A 17,659-nucleotide genomic window follows, 5' to 3' on the forward strand; every position below is an offset into this window, starting at 1 on the left:
GCACGCAGCACGCAGCGGTCGTCAGCCCCGCGCCGCCGTGTAGTCGCACGCTGGATGTCGTGCGCACTCCCAGAATGACGACGCGCCATCGGCCGAGCGGCGCTCGAGGACCACGCCGCCACAGTGGGGGCAGGGCTGCGCGCGGCGGCGGGCGCCCACGAGGAGCGTGAACCCGCACGCGCGGTCCGTGCACGCCCAGAAGGGCGCCTCGCCGCTCGGCGTCACGACATCCAGCGTCGCGCTGGAGCAGCGCGGACACGGGCGGTCGGTGGCGTCGCGCGCGGTGGGGCGGGACGACGCGGCGGGCACGCGCTCCGCGGCGGGCGGCGGCGCGGCGACCGCGCGCTTCGCGCCGGCGCGCTGGGTCGTCGAGGTCTTCGCGGCGCGCTTGACGGCACTCTTCGTCGCGCGCGCCGGCACAGCCGCCGCATCGGGCGTCGCCGTCGCAGTCGGCGCGGGGCCGCGCTCCGCGTACGTGCACGGCCGCTCCGCCGCGCCGTAGCGCACGCAGCCCCAGAACGGCGTCATCTTCCCGATCTTCTTCTCGATGAGCGCCGAGTGGCACGTCGGGCACGCGCCGGGGCGCACCTTCGCGCGCACGTCGCGCGTCATGCGGCACGCGGGGCAGGCGAGGAAGCTCCCCTTGCCCTTCTTCCGCGCGATCTTGCGGTACGTCGCCTCGCCGCAGCGGTCGCAGCGCACCGTCGTCTCCTCCGCGGCGCCGCCGCCACCGCCGGGGCGCCGCGCGCGCAGGCCGTGCGCCTGGCGGTACTCCGCGCCCAGCTGGTGCGCGCGCGCCATCGCCGCGCGAAACGCGTCGTACCACGCGCGCAGGTACGCCGGCCGCGTCGCCGCGCCGCCCTCGATCGCGTCGAGCTGCGCCTCCATCTCCGCCGTGTAGCGCTCCGTCACGAGGTCGGGGAAGGTGTGCGACATCAGGCCGTCCACCTGCAGCCCGAACTCGGTCGGCTGCAGGAACTTCTTGCCCTTGCCGCCCGCCAGCTCGCGCACGTAGTCGCGCTTCAGCAGCGTCTCGATGATCCCCGCGAACGTCGCCGGCCGCCCGATGCCCGACGTCTCCAGCTTCTTGATCAGCGCGCCCTGGTCGTAGCGCGACGGCGGCGTCGTCTGCTTCTCGTGCACCAGCAGGTCCGTCGGCGAGAGCACCTGGCCCGGCGCGAGCGCGGGCAGCACGACGTCCTCCTGCCGCGAGTACGGCCCCCAGAACACGAGGAAGCCCGGCTCGCGCAGCACCGCGCCCTCCGCCACCCACGCGATCGGGCCGCTGTCGATCCACACCGTCGTGCGGTCGAACACCGCCGGCTTCGCCTGCGACGCGAGGAAGCGCGCGCGGATCATGGCGTACAGCTTCGCGGCCTGCGGCGGCGGCGCGTCCTCGCCCTCGAGGTGCGTGGGGCGGATCGCCTCGTGCGCGTCCTGCGCGCCGGCCTTCGGCGCGCGCGCGCGCGGCGCCTGCGCGGGCAGCGTCTCGGAGTGGTGCGCGGCCATGAACGCGCGCGCCATGTCCACCGCGTCGTCCGACACGCGCGTCGAGTCGGTGCGGTGATACGTGATGAGCCCCGCCTCGAAGAGCGCCTGCGCCGCGTCCATCGCCTGCTTGGCCGAGAGGCGGAGCTTGCGGCTGGCGTCCTGCTGGAGCGTGGAGGTCGTGTACGGCGGCGGCGGCCGGCGCTCGGTGCGCCGCGGCTCGACGCCGCGCACGCGGTGCGCGTGCGCGCGCGCGGTCGCCAGCACCGCCTCGGCCTCCTCGCGCGAGGCGTACTGCTTCGGCGCCAGGCGCCCTTCTCCCGAGCGCCGCGAGGGATCGTCGGGCTCGCGTCCGTCCGTGTCCGGCTGGCTCGCCTGTTCCTTCGGGTCCGCCGGCACGAACGCCGACAGCCCCTCGGCGTACGTCGTCTCGAGCGTCCAGTAGGTGCGCGCCGCGAAGGCGAGGATCTCGCGCTCGCGCTCGCAGAGCAGGTGCAGCGCGGGCGTCTGGCAGCGCCCCGCGGACTGCGCGCCGGCGGGCCAGCAGATCTCCTTGGAGCAGTCGAAGCCCACGATGCGGTCGAGCACGCGGCGCGAGCGCTGCGCGTCCACGCGGCGCATGTCCACGGGGCGCGGCGACGCGACGGCCGCGCGCACGGCGGCGGCGGTGATCTCGCGGAACTCGATGCGCGACGCGGCGCGCGCGGGGAGCTTGAGCTGCCGCGCGAGGTGCCACGCGATCGCCTCGCCCTCGCGGTCGGGGTCGGACGCCAGCAGCACCTGGTCGTACCCGCCGCCCTGCACGGCCGCGCGCAGCGTCTTCACGATCTCGGCGCCCTTGCCGCGCAGGACGTACTGCTCCTCGAGCGTGTCGAGGTTCACGCCGTAGTCCTTGGGCGGCAGGTCGGCGACGTGGCCGAACGACGCCTTGACCGTGTAGCCCGGTCCGAGAAAGGCGGTGAGCTTCTTCGCCTTGTTCGGCGACTCGACGATGACGAGGGTCCTGGGCACGGCGATACGGCGGGTGCGGATGTGGTGCCCGAAATCTAACGTCGGCTGCGTGCTGCGTGCTGCGTGCTGCGTGCTGCGTGCACGACCGCTCGAGACGCGTCGGCTCGGCGGCCCTCTGTCTATTGGGGAGGATGCGGATGCTCCGGATCGGAACGGATCATTCGGATCGCTGCTCGCGGCGGCGCGGTGCCGTGCACCTCGAGGAGCGATCCGGAGCATCCGCCATCATCCGGAGCATCCGCATCCCTCCCGGAGGCAAACGGCGTCCGGTGCATCGGTGCCGGCCGCGCAGCACGCAGCACGCAGCACGCAGCACGCAGCACGCAGCACGCTTCAGGATCCGCAGCCCGCAGCGCTAGCTCGCGGTGGGCAACGTGAGCGTGAACGTGCTGCCTTCGCCCGGCGCGCTCGCCGCCACCAGGTCGCCGCCCATCCCGCGCGCCAGGTCGCGGCTGATCGCGAGGCCCAGCCCCACGCCTTCCTGTTCCCGCGTGCGCGAGGCGTCCACCTGCACGAACGGCTCGAACACGCGCTCCAGCTGCGAGGGATCGATGCCCGGGCCCGTGTCCGCGACGACGATCGCGACGCGGTCGCCCACGTGCTCGCCGCGCATCGTCACGCGGCCGCCCGCGGGCGTGAACTTGACCGCGTTCGACAGCAGGTTGAGCACGATCTGCTGCAGCTTCTCGCGGTCCGCGCGCACCATCATCCCCGGCGCAGACGTCTCCAGCTCCAGCGCCAGCCCCTTCGCGCGGCGCTGCGGCGCGATGAGCGCCTCGCACGCGTGCAGCGTCTCCGCCACCGGCACGTCGGCCAGGTCGTAGCGCACCGCGCCGGCCTCCACGCGCGCGTAGTTCAGCACCTCGTTGATGAGGCCCAGCAGGTGGCGCTGGCTGCGCCGGATGCGCGCGAGGTCCTCGCGCTGCGGCTCCGTCACCGGGCCGCGGATGCCCAGCTCCAGCAGCTCCGCGTAGCCCCCGATCGCGTTCAGCGGCGTGCGCAGCTCGTGGCTCATCACGGCGAGGAACTCGCTCTTCGCGCGGTTCGCCGACTCCGCCTCGTGGCGCGCCGCGCGCTCGGCGTCGAACAGGCGCGCCCGCTCCACCGCCACCGCCGCCTGCTGGCCGAACGCGAGCAGGAGCGCGCGCTCCTCGGGCGTGAAGGTGCGCGGCGCCGGGAAGCCGAACGAGATCACGCCCACCACCTGGCCCGCCACCGCCAGCGGCACCGCGGCGCCCGCATGGAGCTCGAGCGACTCCCAGATGTCCGACAGGATCGGGAAGCGCGCGTCGAGGCCCTCGGGGCCCTCGCGCGACGCGATCCACACCGCCTCGCCCGTCCGCACCACGTGCGGGAGGATGCCGTTGCTGGACAGCGCCTGGCGCTGCACGCGCGCGCCGGCGGCACCGGGGAAGCCCACCTGTCGCACGAGCCCGATCTCGTCGCCCCCCGGCGCGAGGATGCCCATCGCGCCCGTGCGCGCGCCCAGCGCGACCACCATCTCGGCCACCACCACCGTCGCCACGTCGTCGATCGTCCGCGCGCTCGCGAGCGCGGCGGTCAGCGCCTGCAGCCGCTCGACGCGCCGGCGCGCCAGCACGTGGTCGGTGACGTCGCTGCCGTGCGCCACGATCCCCACGCGCGTGCCGTCGGCGTCGGTCAGCGGCTGGTAGACGAAGTCGAGGTAGCGGAGCTCCGGCGTCGCGCCCTCCGTGCGCGCGAGCTGCAGCGGCACCTCGCGCCCCACGTACGGCTCGCCGGTGGCGAGCACGCGGTCCAGCAGCGTCTCGAAGCCCTGCCCGCGCACGTCGGGCAGCGCCTCCAGGGCCGGCCGGCCGAGCAGCGCGCGGTGGCCCACGAGCTGGTAGTACGCCTCGTTGACGAACTCGAAGACGTGCTCCGGTCCGCGCAGCACCGCGACGAACGCCGGCGCCATGCGGAACACCTCCGCCAGCCGCGCGCGCTCGACGTCGAGCTGCGCGTACAGGCGTGCGCGCTCGGCGTCCGCGGCCTGCTGCTCGGTGACGTCGGTGTTGACGCCCACCCACTCGCGCACCGCGCCGTCGGGGAGCAGCACCGGCACGCCGCGCGCGACCGTCGTGCGGTACTCGCCGTCGTGGCGGCGCAGCCGGTAGGTCGTGTCGTAGGTCGTGCGCGCCGCGAGCGCCGCGCGCCACACGCGCTCGGTGGTGGCGCGGTCGTCGGGATGGAGCGCGTCCAGCCATCCCCACCCGTGGTACGCCGCGCGCGCCTGGCCGGTGAACGCGCTCCAGCTGGCGTTCTCGCTCGTCATCGCGCCGTCGGCGTCGGTCGTCCACACCACCGCCGTCGTCGCCTCCACCACCGACCGGAAGCGCGACTCGCTCAGCGCCAGCGTCGCCGCGGCGTCCTCGGCGACCTGCGTGCGCGCCGCGAGGCGCTGGTTGAGCGTCTGGAGCGCCTGCTCCGCCTCGATGCGCGCGGTCGCGTCCTCGTGCACGATGGCGACGTGCGTGACCGCGCCGCTGGCGTCGCGCACGGGATGGCAGTGGCCCTGCGTCCAGACGGCGCGCCCCGGCCCGGCGGTGGCCTCCGCCGCGTCGTAGCGCACCGGCGGCAGCGCGATGTGCTCGCCCGCGTACGCGCGGCGGAGCAGCGGCAGCAGCCCGGCGCGCTCCAGCTGCGGATCGGCGAGCAGCGAGTAGTCGGGCGGCACGTCGGCCAGTCGGATGCCCCAGTGGCGCTCGTAGGCCGGGTTGGCGGCGACCACGCGTCCCTGCGCGTCGTACAGCGCGACGCTGGACGGCGACTGCGCGAACAGCGCGTCCACGAGCGCGGCGCGCACGTCGGCGCCGACCGCGGAGATGCGCGACGGGGTGGTCGGCGGAGAGGGCATCACCGCAGCATGACGGCACGCGCCGCGCCACGCAACCGAAACCGCCGGATCTGTCGAGGGGGGCCGTTGGCCGGTGCGCGATCCGGACGCTCGCGCAGGGATGGTGAGCGCCGAGCGCCAAGCGCGGAGCGGATCCGTCACCGCGGGAGGGTGGGCAGCGCGAGCGACGGCGGTGCGCGCAGGCGACCTGCGAGATCGCCAAGGAGACTCGCGCGCAGCCGCGAGGCTCCGCCGTGCGAGATCGCTGGGAGCCGGAGCACGCCGCCGTCGCTCGCGCCGCGGCGCGCTGCGCTCAGCCTGACAGGCCGCGTCCCGCGGGAATCAACCGGTGCGAGACGGGGCCCGGTCGAGCGCGGCGCGCACCTGTTCGAGCAAGGTCTCCGCACTGAACGGCTTCGCCAGGAACACCTCGCGCTCCAGCAGCAGGCGCTCGTCCGAGTCCTCGACGCTGGCGTAGCCCGACATCACCACGATCGGCAGCGTGGGCTGCTCGGCGCGCAGGTGGGCGACCAGCGTCTTGCCGTCCACCGCGGGCATGCGCAGGTCCGTCACCACGACGTCGACGCGCGCGCCGTGGTCCGCCCACGACATGAGCGCGTCGCCGCCGTGGCGCGTGGCCAGCACGCGGTAGCCGTGCCGCTCCAGGATGCGCGCGGCCGTCTCGCGCACCGCGCCCTCGTCCTCCACCAGCAGCACCGTCTCGGTGCCGCCGGGCAGCGCGGTGCGCGTGCCCACCGCCACCACGTCGGCCGGGCCCTCCACCAGCGGCAGCACCACCGTGAAGGTCGCGCCGGCGCCCGGCGCCGACTCCACGTGCACCGCGCCCCCGCTCTGCTCGACGATGCCGAGCACCGTCGCGAGGCCGAGGCCCGTGCCGCGCCCCTGCGGCTTGGTGGTGAAGAACGGCTCGAAGGCGCGGCGGAGCGTGGGCTCGTCCATGCCGTTGCCCGAGTCGCGCACCACGAGCAGCGCGTAGCCGCCGGGCGGCAGCGCCGGCGCGCCGCGCCGCACGAGGAGCGGGTCGCCCGCCGCGAGCGCCCGGCGCGAGGCCGCGATCGTCACCAGGTCGGGCGCGGCGTCCGGATCGGGCGGCCGGCCGTGCGCCGCCGCGCGCTTGGCGAGCACCGCGTCGCGCGCGTTCACGACGAGGTTCATCAGCACCTGCTCCAGCTGGCCCGCGTCGGCCCGCACCACGAACGGCGCGTCGTCCACCGCCACGTCGAGCGCGACGTCCTCGGGCAGCAGGCGGCGCAGCAGCTTCGCGCTCTCGCGCACCTGCTCGCGCAGGTCGATCGGGCGCGGCTGGCTCACCTGCGTGCGGCTGAACGCCAGCAGCTGCCGCGTGAGCTGCGCGCCGCGCTGCGCGGCGTGGCGCACGTCGTCCAGGTCCTGGGCCAGCTGCGAGTCGTCGGGCACCTCGAGTCGCGCCAGCTCGGTGCCGCCGATGATCGCGCTCAGCAGGTTGTTGAAGTCGTGCGCGACGCTCCCCGCCAGCAGGCCGAGGGCATCCATCTTCTGCGACTGCCGCACCTGCTCCTCGAGGCGGCGGCGCCCCGTGATGTCGCGCGCGATGCCCACGGTGCCGGCGATGCTGCCCGCGGCGTCGCGGTACGGCGCCTTCACCGTCTCGTACCAGCGCGGCGCGCCGTCGGGCCCCGTCTCCTGGTGCTCGATCAGGACCGGCCCGCCCGACTCGAGCACCGCGCGGTCGTGCGCCAGCCGCTCCGCCACCACGTCGGGCGGGAAGAGCTCCGCCGCCGTGCGGCCCAGCACGTCCGCGGCGCCGAGGCCGCGCGCGCGCCACGCGCTCTCGTTCAGCGCCACGTAGCGGCCCTCGATGTCCTTCAGCCACGCCGCGTCGGGGATGCTCTGCAGCAGCGCCAGCTGCTGCTCCTGCGACAGCCGCAGCGCGGCCTGCGCGGCGCGGTGCTCGCTGACGTCCTGCACCGAGCCCACCACGCGCACCACGCGGCCGGTGTCGTCGGTGATCATGCGCGTGCGCGCGTGCACCGTGATGGCCGTGCCGTCGGCGCGCACGAGGCGGTGCTCCAGCTCCAGCGTGCGCCCGGTCGCGAGCCCCTCGCGGAAGCGCTCCAGCACGAGCTCCAGGTCGTCGGCGTGCACGAGCTCCGCGAAGCGCCGCGGCGACGCCGCCGGCGGCAGCGGCAGCCCCACCAGCCGGAACATCTCGTCCGACCAGGTGAGCGCGTCGGTGCGGCGGTCCCACTCCCAGCTGCCCACGTGCGCGAGCCGCTGCGACTCCTCGAGCAGCGCCTGCTGGCGCGCCAGGCGCGCCTCGCCCTCGACCACGTCGGTGACGTCCTGCAGCGTGCCGCGCCCGCGCACCAGGACGCCCTCGGCGTCGAACGTCCACGCGCTGCGCATCTGCACCACGCGCTGCACGCCGTCGGGCCGCTCGATGACGTAGCGCCCCTCGGTGTGCGTCGGCCGCAGCGCGCGGATCCGCGCCTCGCGCGCGCGCAGCGCCTCGCGGTCCTCGGGACGCAGCCGCGCCGCGAACGTGCCGAGCGGGTCGTCCCGCGTCTCCGGCCCCGTGCCGAGCACGCGCAGGATCTCGTCGGAGACGACGTGGCGGCCGTGCACGAAGTCGATCTCCCACGACCCGACGTGCGCGATGCGCTGCGCCTCCTGCAGCCGCTCGCGCTCCGCCTCCAGCGCGACGCGCGCCTCCTCGCGGTCGGTGACGTCGACGATCAGCCCCTCGAGCATCCGCGGACCCGCGCCGTCGTGCGGCACCTCGCGCCCCTGCTCCCATACCCAGCGCGTCACGCCGTCGGCGCGCACGATGCGGTACGTGATGGCGAACGGGCGGCCCTGCTCCAGCGCGTCGTTCACCTGGTCGCGCACGTCGCCGCGGTCGTCCGGGTGGATCAGCGACTCGAACGACACGCCGTCGGCGCCCTCGAACGCCTCGGGCGCGTAGCCGGTGAGCGCGAGCACGCCCTCGCTGACGAACTCCGTCGTCCAGCGCGCGTCGTCGACCATCCGGTACGCCATGCCGGGCAGGTTGCTGAGCAGCGTCGCCATGCGGCGCTGGCTCTCGCGCAGCGCGGTCGCCAGCGCGACCTGGTCGGTGACGTCGCGCCCGATGGCGAGCGCGGTGACGATCGCGCCGCTGGCGTCGCGCTCGGGCGCCATGCGGTACTCGATGCACCGGTCGCCGCGCTCGCCCACGCGCCGGATCTCGAACGTCTCCGGCTGGCCGGTGGCGAACACGCGCTCGCGCGCCGCCGCGAAGCGCGCCGAGATCTCGGGCGCGGCGCCCGTGGTGCCGGCGCGCTTCCCCAGGAAGTGCGACTGCGGCTGCCCCGTGGCGCCGACGATGGCCGCGTTGACGTAGCGGATCACGCCCTCGCGGTCGTAGCGCAGGACGACGTCGGGGAGGCGGTCGAGCGTCGTGGCGGCCTCGCGGTCCGGCGGATCGTCCGCGAGCGCGGTGACGGTCACCAGGAGCGCGTCGCCGGCGGGGCTCGCCCGCACCACGAGCGCGGGGCCCTGGTAGGCCGGGCAGGTGCGCGTCTGCGTCGGGCGGCCGGTGGTGGCCGCGCCGGACACCGCGGGGCCTACCGCCTCGCGGGCGGTGGCGGGCCACGCGTCCCAGTCGGGCGTGGTCTCCAGCGTCCCCGGGGCGGCGCCCAGCAGCTCGAGCGCGCGCGGCGTCGCGAAGTGGCAGGCGCCGTCGCGGTCGACCACCAGCACGCCGTCGGCCGCGCTCCCGAGCGCGGCGAGCAGGCGGTCCGCCGGCGTGCGGGCGGGGGCGCTGGCAGGTGGCGGGTCGACCGAGAGGGACACGAGAGCGGCGGAATCGGGAACGATCCCCCTGGGGGGACCGGCGGCGCGGTGGCCCGCCGCCCGCCGCGGGCGCGGCGGAATGTGGCGTGCGTCACCGGGACGCACGACGCAGGCACGACGACGGGTGCGCCCTGGCGTCACGATGGCGCCATCGGGCCGGGCGCGAAACCCTCCAGCGCGCCGTCGGCAGTCGCGAGGCGCCGCCGGCCGGCCCGCGTCCCGGAATGGGCGATTCGACCCACGCTGGCGTCCTGCGGCCCTCGTAAGATAGTGGATGACCGGGATTTCATCGGCATCTCATCGGTCTGTCATCCTGGCGGTGGCGCGGCGACCCGGTCCTCGACTATTTCGCAGTCTTGTCCAGCCGCGTCGCGCGCAGTCGCCTGCTGCCGCGTCGGCGCGACGCCCCGACGGTGTGCCGGCTCCCGTCGCGCCGCCCGCCCCGCCGACCCCCGTGGTGCCCATGCGCATCCTCCTGGTCGAAGACGACCGCACCCTCGCCCAGCTCCTGCAGCGCCGACTGGCCGCCGACGGCATCACCGTCGTCCACGCCCCGACGGTCGCCGACGGGCAGCTCCTGACCCAGGCCGACGCCTTCACGGCCGTGATCCTCGACCTGCAGCTCCCGGACGGCACCGGGCTGGAGGTGCTCCGCCTGCTGCGCGCCCAGGATCACGCGGTGCCGGTGCTGGTGCTCTCGGGGCTGGACCGCGAGGAGGTCGTGATCCGGGTGCTGGACGCCGGCGCCGACGACTACGTCGTGAAGCCGGTGTCGCTGGAGATGCTGCGGGCGCGGCTGCGGGCGCTCGTCCGCCGCGGCACGGGCGCGGTGGGCGCGGTGACCCGGATCGGCGCGCTGGTGGTGGACTCGGGGCGCCGGCAGGTCTGGCTGGACGGGGTGCCGCTGGCGGTGACGCCGCTGGAGTTCGCGCTCCTGGCGCACCTGGTGGCGCACGTGGACGTGCCGCAGACCCGCGAGGCGCTGCTGCGCGACGTCTGGGGGCAGGGCTACCACGGCGGCAGCAACGTCGTCGACGTGACGATCATGCGCGTGCGCCAGCGCCTGGGCGAGGGGCCGACGGCGCCGGTGATCGAGACGGTGCGCGGGGTCGGCTACCGGCTGCGGGCGCCCGAGGGCGCGGGGGTCACGCCGGTCGGTCCGGCCGTCCAGCACGAGACGCCGGCCGAGGCGGAGATCCCGCCGGCCACGGCGGTGCCGCTGGACGAGTCCGACGCGGGGTAGGGCCGGGGCGCGGGCGGGGATGACGCCGCAATGACATGTGGATGACATCTCTGTCAGAAGGCCCCCCGCTCGTCCGGTCCACCCGATAATGCGTGTCCTCGCGCCGACCGGCGCCACACCCCGAGGATCGCGCATGCGCCATCGCTTCCGGTTCGCCAGCCCGAGCGGCCCCTTCGCGGCCGACGACCTCTACCTCAGCCCCTCGGCCGTCGCGCTGGAGGGCCCGGACGTGCCCTCGTTCGTGACGCGGCTCCTGGGCGAGCTGCGGGCCGGCACTCCGCTGGTCGAGGAGCTGCGGCTCGCGGTGAGCGACGACGAGCGCGACGGGATGCGCTTCGCGCTGACGCTGCTGGGCGCGATGGCCTTCGCCAGCCGCGCCGGCTGCCGGCCGGCCCAGGTGCGCCGGTTCGCCGAGTCGTTCGTGCAGACGACGCTGGAGGGGGTGCGCGACGCGGCGGTGGTCGAGGAGTGCGCGCTGCGCGCGGTGGGCGTGGTGGACACGCTCTACCTGCTGCACGGCGCCCGCGCGTTCGGCGGCGACATCGGGATGCTGGCCGACGTGGCGGCGATGTTGGAAGGGGAGCCGGTGCACTGAACCGCTGCGTGCTTCGTGCTGCGTGCTGCGTGTCCTGAACCCGGGACCCGTTGGCGCGCCGGACCCGCACGGGGAGCTGCTTTGACAGGATGACCAGGAGGCTCCGCGTGGCGCGACGTTCCAAGCGCCGGTGCGGAGCCTCTTCGTCATCCTGTTACCCCGTCCGATGCTGTTCTGGGGCCCGCGCGCTGGACCCCGACTGCCTGTGGGGAGGACGCGGATGCTCCGGATGCCGCGGATGCTGCGGATCGCGCCGCGTGGCGGCGACGCTCCGTGCGCGCCGAGGAGCGATCCGAACGATCCGTTTCATCCGGAGCATCCGTATCCTCACCACAGGGCAACAGCCCGGGCGCGACGACGACTGTCGAGGGCACGGCGCAGGATCCGCAGCCCGCAGTCCGCAGCGCTCAGAGGAACTCGACCTCCACGCCGGGGGCGAGCGCCGACGCCAGGAACAGCGCGTCCCAGTTCGTCAGCCGCACGCACCCGTGCGACTGCCCGCTCCCCACGCGCGCCGGCTCGGGCGTCCCGTGGATCCCGATGTGCGCCTTCGAGAGCTGGATCCACACCACGCCCACCGGCGAGTTGGGGCCCGGCGGCAGGTCCGCGGTGCGCCCCTTCACGCTCGCGTCGCCCGCCAGCACGCGCGGGTTGTACTGGTACCACGGATAGCGCGTGATGCTGCGCACCTTCAGCAGCCCCGTCGGCGACGGCGTCTGCGTCGAGCCGACGCTCGCCCGCAGCGCGAACAGCAGCCCGCCGTCGGCATCGTACCCGTGCAGCATGCCGAGGCGCTTGTCGACGACCAGACGCGCCGGCGCGGCGCGCGGCGGCAGCCGCCAGACGTTCGGCACCACGAGCACCGTCCCCGGCACGACCTTCTCCAGGTCCACGCCCGGGTTCAGCTCCTTCAGCACGATCGGCGTCGTGTGGAAGCGCTCCGCGAGCCGCTCCGCCACCGTCTCGTAGCCCAGCCACTCGAGCTTCGCCTTGTCGTGGTAGCCCGCGGGGATCTTGCGCAGGGGGGCGCGCAGGTCGTCGCGCGAGATGCGGTAGTCCACGAGCGTCGGCCGCTCCTGCGCGGCCGCCACCAGGCGCGCGTAGGTGTCGGCGTTCACCGCCTCCCCGGCGCCCAGGCCGTGCGCCTTGCGGAAGGCCCGCACCGCCGCGCGCGTCCCCGCCTGCCAGCGTCCGTCCAGCACCCCGGGCGAGAAGCCCGCGGCGCCCAGCAGCACCTGCACGTGCAGCACGCGCGGCCCCGTGCCCCCCGACACCGGCAGCCGCACGGGCGCCCGCACGGCCTCCGCCGCCAGCCAGCTGGCGCGCGGCGCCGCCGCGCGGTCCGCGGGCGGCGCACTGTCCACGCGCACGCTGTCCATGCGCGAGGTGTCCAGACGCAGGCTGTCGCGGCGCGCGCTGTCCGCCCGTACCGAATCGACGCGCAGCGTGTCCGGCGCGGGCGGCCGACGGGTGGTGTCGGCGGGCGGCTGGGCCGCGGCGAGGGCGGGCGCCGCGACGGCGGACAGGGCGAGCAGGGCGAGCAGGGCGCGAACGACGGGGGGCAGCATCGGTCCTTCGAGTGAACGCAGGGTCACAGTCTAGCCGTTTCCGACGCGCCACGCTGCATCGCCGCAACGCACCGTCGTGCACCCCCGGGAAACGACGCGGCGCCCCCGGCCGTTCCGCCGGCCGGAGGCTGGCGCGACTGGACAGGTCCCGCGCGCGGGGCGAGCGTACCTCGCCCGCTCCGGGTGCCGCACGCCTCACCTTCGTCCCGCATGGCGAACCGCAGTACGCTGGCCTCCCCCCGACCCGAGCCGACCGCCGCCGAGCGGCTGTTCGCCGGCGGCGGCGAGATGGGCGCGCTGATGCGCGCGCACGACTGGGCCGCCACGCCGCTGGGGCCACCCGAGACGTGGCCGCAGAGCCTCGCGACCGCCGTGCGCATCCTGCTCACGTCGCGCTTCGCGATGTGGATGGGGTGGGGCCCCGACCTCACCTTCCTCTACAACGACGCCTACGGGCGCATGACGCTCGGCGCCAAGCACCCGTGGGCGCTGGGGCGGCCGTCGCGCGAGGTGTGGGCGGAGATCTGGGCCGACATCGGCCCGCGCATCCAGTCGGTGCTCGACACCGGACGGGCGACGTGGGACGAGCAGCTGCTCCTCTACCTCGAGCGCAGCGGCTACTCCGAGGAGACGTACCACACCTTCTCGTACAGCCCCCTCGCCGACGACGCGGGCGCGGTCGCGGGGCACCTGTGCGTCGTCACCGAGGTCACCGAGCGCGTCATCGGCGAGCGGCGGCTCGACACGCTGCGCCGGCTCTCGTCGGCGCTCGCCGCCGCGGGGCACGAGGAGGCCGACGTCCTCGCCGCCGCGTCGGCGTCGCTCGCGGACGCGGGGCGCGACCTGCCGTTCACGCTCGCGTATCTCTTCGACGACGACGGCGGCGCGCGCCTCGTCGCCGCGTCGGGGCTCGCGGTGGGACACCCGGCCGCGCCCGCGCGCATCCCGGCGGGCGACGCGCACGCCGTGTGGCCCGCGGACGCGATGCGCACGGCGCCGGCGACGCGCGTCGTCGACGACCTCGCCGCACTGCCGGCCGCGCGCGCCGCGCTCGTGCCGCTCGCGCGGCAGGGCGAGGAGAGCCCGGCGGGCTTCGTCGTCGCCGCGCTCAGCCCGCACCGCGTGTTCGACGAGGCGTACGCGGGCTTCGTGGAGCTCGTCGCCGGCCAGCTCGCGGCGAGCCTCGCCAACGCCCGCGCGTACGAGGCCGAGCGGCGCCGCGCCGCCGCGCTGGCGGAGCTGGACCGCGCCAAGACCGCGTTCTTCTCCAACGTCAGCCACGAGTTCCGCACGCCGCTGACGCTCATGCTCGGCCCCGCGGAGGACGCGCTCGCCGATCCGACCACGGTGCCGGAGAACCGCGTCCGGCTGGAGCTCGTGCACCGCAACGCGCTGCGGCTGCTGCGGCTCGTGAACTCGCTGCTCGACTTCTCGCGCATCGAGGCGGGGCGCATCGAGGCCGTGTACGAGCCGACCGACGTCGCCGTCCTGACCGCCGAGCTGGCGAGCGCGTTCCGCTCGGCGTGCGAGCGCGCGGGGCTGGCGCTGACGGTGGACGCGCCGCCGCTGCCCGCGGGCCTGTCGACGGTGTACCTCGACCACGACATGTGGGAGAAGGTCGTCCTCAACCTGCTGTCGAACGCGTTCAAGCACACGTTCGCGGGCGGCATCACGGTGCGCGTGCGGCCCGCCGACGATGGCGGCTTCGGCGACGCGGTCGAGGTGACCGTCGAGGACACGGGCGTCGGCATCGCGCCGGACGAGCTGCCGCGCATCTTCGACCGCTTCCACCGTGTGGCCAACGCGCGCAGCCGCACGCACGAGGGCACCGGCATCGGCCTCGCGCTCGTGCAGGAGCTGGTGCAGCGCCACGGCGGCACCATCGACGTCGCGAGCACGCCGGGCGTCGGCACGCGCTTCACGGTCCGGCTGCGCCCCGGCACCGCGCACCTGCCGGCGGAGCGCCTGGGCCCCGCGGGCGCGCGGCGCGCGCATGCGTCCACCGCCACCGGCGCCGCGCCCTTCGTGCAGGAGGCGCTGCGCTGGCTGCCGCAGACGACGGGCGAGCATGGCGTCGTCTCGGTGTCGTCCACCGGGAACGGTGCGCGGCCGGCCGTCGCGCATCCCGGCGCGCGCGTGCTGCTCGCCGACGACAACGCCGACATGCGCGAGTACGTCGCGCGCCTGCTGGCCGCGCAGGGCTGGGACGTGGACGGCGTGGCCGACGGGCAGGCAGCGCTCGACGCGGCGCGCGCGCGGCGGCCCGACCTCGTGCTGAGCGACGTGATGATGCCGCGGCTCGACGGCTTCGGGCTGCTGCGCGCGCTGCGCGACGATCCGGCGCTGCGCGACCTGCCGGTGATCCTCCTCTCCGCGCGCGCGGGCGAGGAGGCACGCGTGGAGGGCGTGCAGTCCGGCGCCGACGACTACCTGGTGAAGCCGTTCGCCGCGCAGGAGCTGGTGGCGCGCGTGGGCGCGCACCTCTCGCTCGCGCGCCTGCGGCGCGAGGCCGAGACGACGCTGCGCGAGAGCGAGGCGCGCTTCCGCAACATGGCGGACCATGCGCCGGTGATGCTCTGGGTCACCGAGGCCGACGGCGGCTGCTCGTTCCTCAACCACGCATGGTACGCCTTCACCGGCCAGACGGCGGAGACGGGGCTCGGCTTCGGCTGGCTGGAGGCCGTGCACCCCGACGACCGCGAGCGCTCGAGCGACGTGTTCCTCGACGCCAACGCGCGGCACGCGCCGTTCCGCCTGGAGTACCGGCTGCGCCGCACCGACGGCGAGTACCGGCGCATGGTGGACGCCGCGGCCCCGCGCTTCGGCGACGCGGGGGAGTTCCTGGGCTACATCGGCTCGGTGGTGGACGTCGAGGAGCGCGCGCGGCTGCTGGACGCGGAGCGCGCCGCGCGTCACGAGGCCGAGACCGCGCGCGCGGAGGCCGAGGCGGCCAACCGCGCGAAGAGCGAGTTCCTCGCTGTGATGTCGCACGAGCTGCGCACGCCGCTGAACGCGATCGGTGGCTACGCCGAGCTGCTGGAGATGGGGATCCGCGGCCCGGTGACGGACGAGCAGCGCGACGACCTCGCGCGCATCCAGAAGAGCCAGCAGCACCTGCTGGGCCTCATCAACGACGTGCTGAACTACGCGCGCGTCGAGACGGGCAACGTGCGCTACAGCATCGACGCCGTGCCGGTGGACGAGTCGATCGCGACGGCGGAGGCGCTGGTGGCGCCGCAGGTGCGTGCGCGCGGGCTGACGCTGGAGTACGCCGGCTGCGACCGCGCGCTGACCGTGCGCGCGGATGCCGAGAAGCTGCGGCAGGTGCTGCTCAACCTGCTGACGAACGCGGTCAAGTTCACCGCGCCGGGCGGCCGCATCACCATCGGCTGCGAGACCGACGCCGCGCGCGTGCGCATCACCGTCGCCGACACCGGCATCGGCGTGTCGCCGGACAAGCTGACGAGCATCTTCGAGCCGTTCGTGCAGGTGAACCCGCGCCTCACGCGCACGCAGGACGGCGTGGGGCTCGGCCTCGCGATCAGCCGCGACCTCGCGCGCGGCATGGGCGGCGACCTCACCGTCGCCAGCCAGGTCGGCGTGGGCAGCACCTTCACCCTCACCCTCTCCCGCTGACCATGCGTCGCGTCCTTCCGCTGCTGTTCGCATTAGCCGCACCGCTCGCCACTCCGCTCGCCGCGCAATCGACCCTGACCGCGCACCAGCAGCTCGCGCGCGCGGTCTACAAGGAGCTGGTCGAGATCAACACGGTGGACTCCGTGGGCTCGACGACGCGGGCCGCGCAGGCGATGGCCGCGCGCTTCCGCGCCGCGGGCTTCCCGGCGGCCGACGTGCGCGTGCTGGTGCCGCAGGGGAAGCCGAGCAAGGGCAACCTGGTCGTGCGCTACCGCGGCCGCGGGCAGGGGAAGCCGATCCTGCTGCTGGCGCACCTCGACGTCGTCGCCGCGAACCGCAGCGACTGGCCGCGCGACCCGTTCGTGCTGCACGAGGAGAACGGCTACTTCCTCGGGCGCGGCACGGCCGACGACAAGGCGATGGCGGCGATGTTCGTCGCCAACCTGCTGAAGTGGAAGCGCGAGGGGTGGACGCCCGACCGCGACCTCGTGCTCGCGCTCACCGCCGACGAGGAGGGCGGCGACGCGAACGGCGTGTCGTGGCTGCTCGCCAACCATCGCCCGCTGATCGAGGCCGCGTACGCGATCAACGAGGGCGGCGGCGGCACGCTGGACGGGCCGGGGCCGGACGCGCGCCCGCTGTTCCACTCCATCCAGGCGGCGGAGAAGGTCTACACCGACTACGCGCTGTCCGTCGCGAACACCGGCGGCCACTCCAGCGTGCCGCGCGCCGACAACGCGATCTACCGGCTGGCGGAGGCGCTGGGCCGGCTGTCGCGCTTCCGCTTCCCGGTGGCGCTCAACCCGGTGACGCGCGGCTTCTTCGAGGAGACGGCGAAGGTCGAGCCACGCGCCGAGATGGCGGCGGCGATGCGCGCGCTGGTCGCGAACCCGGGCGACTCCGCGGCCGCGGCGACGCTGTCGCGCGACGACCGCTACGCGTCGATGCTGCGCACGACCTGCGTCGCGACGCGGCTCGGCGGCGGGCACGCGAACAACGCGCTGCCGCAGATGGCGACGGCGAACGTGAACTGCCGCATCGCGCCGACGTCGGGCTCCGAGGAGACGATGCGCGTGCTCACGGGCGTGTTCGCGGACACCGCGGTGCACGTGCGGATGCTCGAGGCGCCGCGGGTCGGCGTGGCGCCGAGCGCGATCGAGCCGGCGGTGCTGTCGGAGGCGAGGGCGCTGACGAAGCAGATGTTCGGCGACATCCCCGTGATCCCGACGATGTCCACCGGCGCGACCGACGGGCGGCAGCTGCGCGAGGCCGGGATCCCGACGTTCGGCGTCAGCGGCATCTTCTCGTCGCCCGGCGAGACCAACTCGCACGGCCGCGACGAGAAGCTGCGCGTGCGCTCGTTCTACCAGGGGCTCGACTTCCTCGACCAGCTCGTGCGGCGACTGGCGGGCGCGCCGCGCACCTGAGCG

8 protein-coding genes are annotated in these 17,659 nt (G+C 75.2%); 4 read left to right on the top strand and 4 right to left on the bottom strand.

The features are described 5' to 3' along the window. Positions 1-21: 21 nt before the first annotated feature. The 3 genes from topA to rosag_RS08415 all read right to left on the bottom strand — a co-directional run bounded on the left by topA (position 22) and on the right by rosag_RS08415 (position 9,187). Positions 22-2,499 (bottom strand): type I DNA topoisomerase, encoded by a 2,478-nt coding sequence (topA, locus tag rosag_RS08405; RefSeq protein WP_284349631.1) that lies wholly within the window; start codon positions 2,497-2,499, stop codon positions 22-24. A 355-nt stretch (positions 2,500-2,854) separates the two neighbouring features. Further along, positions 2,855-5,374 carry a PAS domain-containing sensor histidine kinase gene (locus rosag_RS08410; RefSeq protein WP_284349632.1) on the bottom strand — a complete coding sequence of 840 codons (2,520 nt, stop codon included), beginning with the start codon at positions 5,372-5,374 and terminating at the stop codon, positions 2,855-2,857. 321 nt (positions 5,375-5,695) lie between these two features. Next, positions 5,696-9,187, bottom strand: coding sequence for a PAS domain S-box protein (locus tag rosag_RS08415; protein WP_284349633.1), 3,492 nt, complete (start codon positions 9,185-9,187; stop codon positions 5,696-5,698). 463 nt (positions 9,188-9,650) lie between these two features. Here rosag_RS08415 and rosag_RS08420 point away from each other — a divergent pair, with 463 nt between their 5' ends. Continuing rightward, positions 9,651-10,430 carry a response regulator transcription factor gene (locus rosag_RS08420; protein ID WP_284349634.1) on the top strand — a complete coding sequence of 260 codons (780 nt, stop codon included), beginning with the start codon at positions 9,651-9,653 and terminating at the stop codon, positions 10,428-10,430. A gap of 133 nt (positions 10,431-10,563) precedes the next feature. Then, on the top strand, positions 10,564-11,025 hold the full coding sequence (locus rosag_RS08425; protein ID WP_284349635.1) for a hypothetical protein: 462 nt from the start codon (positions 10,564-10,566) through the stop codon (positions 11,023-11,025). Positions 11,026-11,432: 407 nt separating this feature from the next. On the opposite strand, the gene rosag_RS08430 is transcribed toward rosag_RS08425, so the two are convergent. Beyond that, on the bottom strand, positions 11,433-12,593 hold the full coding sequence (locus tag rosag_RS08430; RefSeq protein ID WP_284349636.1) for a L,D-transpeptidase family protein: 1,161 nt from the start codon (positions 12,591-12,593) through the stop codon (positions 11,433-11,435). A 210-nt stretch (positions 12,594-12,803) separates the two neighbouring features. Here rosag_RS08430 and rosag_RS08435 point away from each other — a divergent pair, with 210 nt between their 5' ends. Both rosag_RS08435 and rosag_RS08440 read left to right on the top strand, forming a co-directional pair. Further along, on the top strand, positions 12,804-16,229 hold the full coding sequence (locus rosag_RS08435) for an ATP-binding protein (RefSeq protein WP_284349637.1): 3,426 nt from the start codon (positions 12,804-12,806) through the stop codon (positions 16,227-16,229). Positions 16,230-16,231: 2 nt separating this feature from the next. Beyond that, positions 16,232-17,656 carry a M20/M25/M40 family metallo-hydrolase gene (locus tag rosag_RS08440; protein WP_284349638.1) on the top strand — a complete coding sequence of 475 codons (1,425 nt, stop codon included), beginning with the start codon at positions 16,232-16,234 and terminating at the stop codon, positions 17,654-17,656. The last annotated feature ends 3 nt before the right edge of the window (positions 17,657-17,659 follow it).

It is taken from the genome of Roseisolibacter agri (assembly GCF_030159095.1).
GTDB lineage: Bacteria > Gemmatimonadota > Gemmatimonadetes > Gemmatimonadales > Gemmatimonadaceae > Roseisolibacter > Roseisolibacter agri.

Excerpts from the sequence above, each read along its gene's own strand:
- rosag_RS08410 (WP_284349632.1), bottom strand. The coding sequence starts at position 5,374 with ATGCCCTCTCCGCCGACCACCCCGTCGCGCATCTCCGCGGTCGGCGCC.
- rosag_RS08420 (WP_284349634.1), top strand. The coding sequence starts at position 9,651 with ATGCGCATCCTCCTGGTCGAAGACGACCGCACCCTCGCCCAGCTCCTG.
- rosag_RS08425 (WP_284349635.1), top strand. The coding sequence starts at position 10,564 with ATGCGCCATCGCTTCCGGTTCGCCAGCCCGAGCGGCCCCTTCGCGGCC.
- rosag_RS08430 (WP_284349636.1), bottom strand. The coding sequence starts at position 12,593 with ATGCTGCCCCCCGTCGTTCGCGCCCTGCTCGCCCTGCTCGCCCTGTCC.
- rosag_RS08435 (WP_284349637.1), top strand. The coding sequence starts at position 12,804 with ATGGCGAACCGCAGTACGCTGGCCTCCCCCCGACCCGAGCCGACCGCC.
- rosag_RS08440 (WP_284349638.1), top strand. The coding sequence starts at position 16,232 with ATGCGTCGCGTCCTTCCGCTGCTGTTCGCATTAGCCGCACCGCTCGCC.